Origin of the sequence: Dialister sp. (genome assembly GCF_051885895.1) — a bacterium.
GTDB lineage: Bacteria > Bacillota > Negativicutes > Veillonellales > Dialisteraceae > Dialister.
On sequence record NZ_JBJEXP010000099.1, the window covers coordinates 1 to 5,820 of the forward strand.

The 5,820-nt window shown below is 52.8% G+C and carries 3 protein-coding genes; all 3 read left to right on the forward strand.

All coding sequences use genetic code 11. From position 1 onward, the window contains the following. The first annotated feature begins 349 nt into the window (after positions 1-349). The 3 genes from ACI4N7_RS08515 (at position 350) to gluQRS (ending at position 5,633) form a co-directional block, all read left to right on the forward strand. Entirely contained in the window at positions 350-1,582 is a 1,233-nt protein-coding gene (locus ACI4N7_RS08515; RefSeq protein WP_439732932.1) for an aspartate kinase, read from the forward strand. Positions 1,583-1,761: 179 nt separating this feature from the next. Beyond that, positions 1,762-4,689 carry an insulinase family protein gene (locus ACI4N7_RS08520; protein WP_439732933.1) on the forward strand — a complete coding sequence of 976 codons (2,928 nt, stop codon included), beginning with the start codon at positions 1,762-1,764 and terminating at the stop codon, positions 4,687-4,689. Further along, positions 4,689-5,633: a tRNA glutamyl-Q(34) synthetase GluQRS gene (gluQRS, locus tag ACI4N7_RS08525; RefSeq protein ID WP_439732934.1), complete on the forward strand. Its 945-nt coding sequence runs from the start codon at positions 4,689-4,691 to the stop codon at positions 5,631-5,633. The genes ACI4N7_RS08520 and gluQRS overlap by 1 nt, the downstream gene beginning before the upstream one ends. The last annotated feature ends 187 nt before the right edge of the window (positions 5,634-5,820 follow it).

A 5,820-nucleotide genomic window follows, 5' to 3' on the forward strand; every position in this document is an offset into this window, starting at 1 on the left:
CTTCGGCATGTTCGGGACCGAGTGGCTTGCAGCTGGGAACCAGCCACTAGCTGCCAGCTCACCAGCCCACGAGCTGTAGTGCTGGGTTTAAAACTCATTGCTCCGGTAGAGGAAATGATTCGCTGTATTTTATACTTGTCCTTATCATGCATAATGAATCTCCTGTGCACCGCAGGGGGATTCCGTATTTTCTATATTTTCTGCACTTTTTTACAATTCTTCTGATGAAGGATGGGACGGGCTGTTCTGTATTTCATAATTTCAACAATCTTCTTTACATAAATGGGCGGGCATGATAAAATTTTCTAAGTTGTAGGTATAATAATTACTCAGTAAATGAGGGATGTAAATGGCACTTTATGTTAAGAAGTTCGGTGGAAGTTCGGTGGCTACACCGGAAAAAATGCTGAATATTGCGAACCGTGTTCTTCGCGACCGGAAGCCGGGGGATAAGATTGTAATTGTGGTATCTGCCATGGGCGATACGACTGATGATCTTCTGGATCTGGCATCCCAGGTATCTTCCGTGAATCATGGCAGGGAGATGGATATGCTCCTGGCTACAGGGGAGCAGATGTCTATCGCTCTGATGGCTATGACTTTCCGGAAGCTTGGAGTTCCTGCTGTTTCTCTGACCGGTCCCCAGGCCGGCATCATTGCCGGCGGCGCCTATGGCAAGGCCCGCATTGATGATGTGAAGCCGGAGAGGGTTTTCCGGGAACTGGAGGAAGGCAATATTGTCATTGTGGCCGGTTTCCAGGGCCTGATGCCCAATGGAGATGTGGCAACGCTCGGACGGGGCGGTTCCGATGCTACGGCGGTGGCTCTGGCCGGCGCCATGCATGCGGATATGTGCGAGATTTTCACTGATGTGGACGGCATTTATTCTGCGGATCCCCGTCATGTGAAGGGCTGCATTAAGATGAAGGAAATCACGAATACGGAAATGCTGGAAATGGCCAGACTGGGTGCAGGGGTTATGCAGCCCCGCAGTGTGGAATTGGGCATGAAGTATCATATTCCTATTCACGTACGGTCTACATTCACTGATGAAGAAGGCACCATTATCCGGGAGGTATGCACAATGGAAGGTAAGAATGAATCGGTAAGAGGCGTGGCCCAGGATGCCCATGCCGCAAGGATTGCGGTACTGGGACTTCGGAATATCCCTGGTGTGGCCTATATGGTTTTCTCCGCTCTGGCGGAAGATAATATTACGGTGGATATGATTGTCCAGAGTGTCCGGAATTCCAATGATGACAAGACGGACATCATCTTCACCATTGAGGATACGGACCTGCCCGATGCCAAGAGGGTGCTGGAAAAGATGAGGGATGAAGGAAAGCTGGAAGAGGTCATTTATGATGATGACACAGCCAAGGTTTCCGTCGTCGGTGCCGGTATGCTCGGCACACCCGGCGTAGCAGCCCGCATGTTCGGCGCTTTGGGAAGAGCCAATGTGAATATCGACATTGTAAGCACTTCTGAAATCAGTATTTCCTGCCTGATTTTAAGGAAGGATCTGGATAAAGCGGTACAGGCCATTCATGATGAGTTTTTTCCCCGTGCCAAATCGGAATAAGTAAGAAAGAAAGTCCGCTCCACTGATGGAGGGGCTTCCTGATCACAGAAAAAGCACAGGTTTGAGCCTGCGCTTTTTCGTTCGTTTAGGGAAGGGCTGCTGCAGCCCCGTTTCCCTTGCCCCTGCAGGGCAGGGAGAGAGGCGGAGCGGGGGAGCGGTGCTTCTTTAGGAGGTTTTTTATGAAATGGAAAGAAGGAGACCTGGTCCACGGATTTAAGGTGGGCCCCATGTCTCATATTGAAGAAGTCAATTCCGATGCATACATGATGGAGCACGTGAAGAGCGGCGCCCGTCTCATGTATCTGGATAATGATGATGACAACAAGGTGTTTTTTATCTGCTTCAGGACTACGCCGGATAATTCCAAGGGGGCGCCCCATATTATGGAACACTCCACGCTCTGCGGCTCCCGGAAGTATCCGCTGAAGGAACCCTTTGTGGAACTGGCCAAGGGTTCTCTCAATACGTTCCTGAATGCCATTACCTGGCCTGACAAGACCATGTATCCTATTGCCAGCCGCAATGCGGTGGATTTCCATAATCTGATGGATGTGTATCTGGATGCGGTCTTTTATCCGAACTGCCTGAAGAATCCGCAGATTCTCATGCAGGAAGGCTGGCACTACGAGCTGGAAAGCAAGGATGCGCCGCTGACCTATAACGGCGTGGTATACAACGAAATGAAGGGGGCTCTTTCCTCTCCGGAAGCCATTATGGAAGACCGGGCTATGGAAAAGCTTTTCCCCGACACCACCTACGGTGTGGAATCCGGCGGGGATCCGGAAGTGATTCCTACCCTTTCCTTCCGCGAATTCACTGAATTCCACCGCCGTTTCTATCATCCTTCCAACAGCTATATCTACCTCTACGGGGATATGGATATCGATAAGACCCTGGAGTACCTGGACAGGGAATACCTTTCCGCCTTTGACCGCCGGAATGTGGATTCCATGGTGAAGACCCAGGCGCCCTTTGCAAAGCGGGTTTCTCTGACGGCTCCCTACGGCATTGCGGAAAATGAAAGCACCGAGGGCAAGGCCATTCATGCCCTTTATACCGCCTTTAACGATCATATGTCCACCATGGATTCCCTGGCTTTCCGTATCCTGAACTACGTGCTCATCGATATGGACGGAGCACCCCTGAAACAGGCAGTGCTGGATGCAGGACTGGGCAGCGATCTTTCCGGCGCTTACGGCGACAGCTACAAGCAGCCCGTATGGATTGTGGAAGTGACCGGTTCGGAAGAGGACAAGCAGCAGGCCTTTGCCGATGTGATTGACAGCACCCTCCGCTCCATTGCCCTGAAGGGCATTGACAAGGATATGCTGGAAGCTGCTCTGAACCGTACGGAATTTACTGCCCGGGAAAATGATTACCAGGGAAGGCCGAAGGGTCTTTTCTACGGCGTAAGGGCTATGGATATGTGGCTTTATGACCGGGACCCCATGGCAGCACTCCGGTATATCGATGACATCAACACCCTGAGAAAGAACCTGAAGACCAACTATTTTGAAAATCTTCTTCTCCGCTATGTGATCAAGAATCCTCACCAGGTACTGATCACCATGAAGCCGGAAAAGGGACTGACAGAAAAGATGAACCGGGAAACGGCTGAAAAGCTGGCTTCCTTCAAGAGCAGCCTTTCCGATGAACAGCTGGATGACATTATGGCTTCCACTAAGGCGCTGAAGGAAAGACAGGCATCGGGAGAAACAGAGGAAGCGCTGAAAACCATTCCGCTCCTTTCCCGCAGTGATCTGAAGCGGCCCATTGAGGAAGAGAAGCTGGAAAAGGAAGAGGTTTCCGGCATTGACCATTTCCACTTTGACGTTCATACCACCGGCATTACCTATCTGAATCTCTATTTCACCCTGGGTGCCCTGAAGGAAGAGGACATTCCCTATGCCATCCTTCTTTCCACCCTGCTGCGCAGTCTTTCCACTGAAAAGTACAGCTACAGCGAACTGGCCCGCCTGTCCAATGCCTATACCGGCGGCATGAGCTTTGCCGTGAACGGCTACGGGAAGATCGATGATACTTCTTCCTACCTGCCGACCTTTACCATCCGGGCCAAGGCGCTGACCTCCAAGGTGGATAAGATGATGGAGCTTCTGGGCGAAGTGATCAATCATACCCTCTTTACGGACAGCAAGCGTCTGAAGGAACTGATTCTCCAGGAAAAATCGGAATGGGATATGAGCGCCTTCTCCAAAGGCCATACTCTCATGATGACCAGGCTGACCTCCTATTTCTCCAAAGGAGGAGAATTTGCAGAGCAGTCCGGCCTTTCCTACTATTATTTCCTGGCAGATGTGGCCAAAAACTTCGACAGGGATAAGGAAGCCCTGGAAGAAAAGCTGGCATCCGTTTCCAGAAAGATTTTCACCCGTTCCCATCTTTTCTTTGAAACCATCGGGGAAGAGGAAGAAAAGAAGAGAGTGCTGGATACTCTGTCCCTGGTGACCGGCGACATGGCGGAAGGAACGAAGGATGAACCCCATGTATACAGCTTCCCGCCGGAACATATCAACGAAGCCTTCCTGACCTCCGGCAAAGTGCAGTATGTGGCCAAGGGCGGCAATTTCCGGGATCATGGATTTGAATTTACCGGAGCCCTCCGGGTTATGGAAACCATTCTCCGCTATGAATATCTGTGGAAAAAGGTGCGTGTACTGGGCGGCGCCTACGGTGCCTTCACCCAGTTCCTCCGGGACGGCACATCGATCCTCTGCTCCTACCGGGACCCCAATCTGGCGGAAACCCTGAAGGCCTATGAGGATCTTCCGGATTACCTGGAACATCTGACCCTTTCGGACCGGGAAATGACAAAGTACGTCATCGGCACCATGGCCGCTGCTGAAATCCAGCTCACTCCTTCCATGAAAGGGGAAAGAGCCATGGTTCATTACCTCTCCGGCAACACCAGAGAATCCCGTCTGAAGATCAGGGATGAAATCGTGGGATGCCAGGTGGAGGATATCCGGAAGCTGGCACCGCTGGTGGCCAGCGTGATGAAGGATCCCTATATCTGCGTCATGGGCAGCGAGGACAAGATCAAGCAGAATAAGGACCTCTTTGATGCAGTCAGGTCCCTGCCGGACTGATGAAGGTACGGACCCGCTTCGCCCCCAGTCCTACGGGGCACATGCATCTGGGAAACCTGTGGATTGCCTTTCTGAACTGGCTTTGGACAAGGCAGCAGGGCGGCACTGTCATCCTGCGCATTGAAGATATTGACCGGGACCGCTGCCGGGAAGAATATGTCCGGGGCATTGAAAATGACCTGGCATGGATGGGGCTGGACTACGATGAAGGACCGGGGAAAACAGGTCCTTACGGCTCCGCCGTGCAGAGCGAGCGGTATGATATCTACCGGCAGATCCTTTCCCGCATGGAAAAGGAAGGGGCCATCTATCCCTGCTACTGCAGCCGCAGCCGCATCCACCAGGTTCTTTCCGCTCCCCATGAGGGAGAGGAAAGGCCGGTGTATGACGGACACTGCCGGAATCTCACCGCAGAGGAACGGGCCCGGATGACGAAGCAGCCCTGCTGGCGGCTCCGCATGGAAGACGGAAGCGTCTCCTTCCGGGACCTTTTCCTGGGCACCGTTACCAGGCACCTGAAAGCAGGGGCGGATGACTTCGTTGTCCGCCGTGCCGACGGTCTGGTGGCCTACCAGCTGGCGGTCTCCATCGACGACGGACAGATGGGAGTGACCCATGTATTCCGGGGAAATGACCTGCTTGATTCCACACCCTATCAGGCCTTCCTGATCCGGAAGCTGGGATATCCCGTGCCCGTCTACGGGCACCTGCCCCTTCTGGTAGATACCAGGGGCATCCGCCTCTCCAAGCGGCAGCAGGGGATTACCATAGAAGAGCTCCGGAACCGGGGCAGCCGTCCGGAAGACCTGATCGGCCTTCTGCTGTATCTCGCCGGCGGCCTCTCCGAACCAAGATCGGTTTCCCTGAAGGAAGCCCTGGAACATTTTCCCTTTGAAAAACTGACAGCTCTCCATAAAAAACACATCGTTCTTCCTGTTTCGTAAGAAACGCTCCTTCGGGAGCGTTTTTTTTGATGCCTGGTTTTGGAGATTTTAAGAGTCATGGGAGGGAAGAATGAGTCATGGGAGGTGGGGTACCGGAAGGGTCAATGGAGGGTGGGATCGAGATCGGGATCGGGATCGAGATCGGGGAGGTGCTGGACGGTATTCCCGAATGCAAGTGGGTTCAGAG

Bases quoted from the DNA above. Each gene is read 5' to 3' on its own strand.
- ACI4N7_RS08515 (WP_439732932.1), top strand. From the start codon at position 350: ATGGCACTTTATGTTAAGAAGTTCGGTGGAAGTTCGGTGGCTACACCG.
- ACI4N7_RS08520 (WP_439732933.1), top strand. From the start codon at position 1,762: ATGAAATGGAAAGAAGGAGACCTGGTCCACGGATTTAAGGTGGGCCCC.
- gluQRS (WP_439732934.1), top strand. From the start codon at position 4,689: ATGAAGGTACGGACCCGCTTCGCCCCCAGTCCTACGGGGCACATGCAT.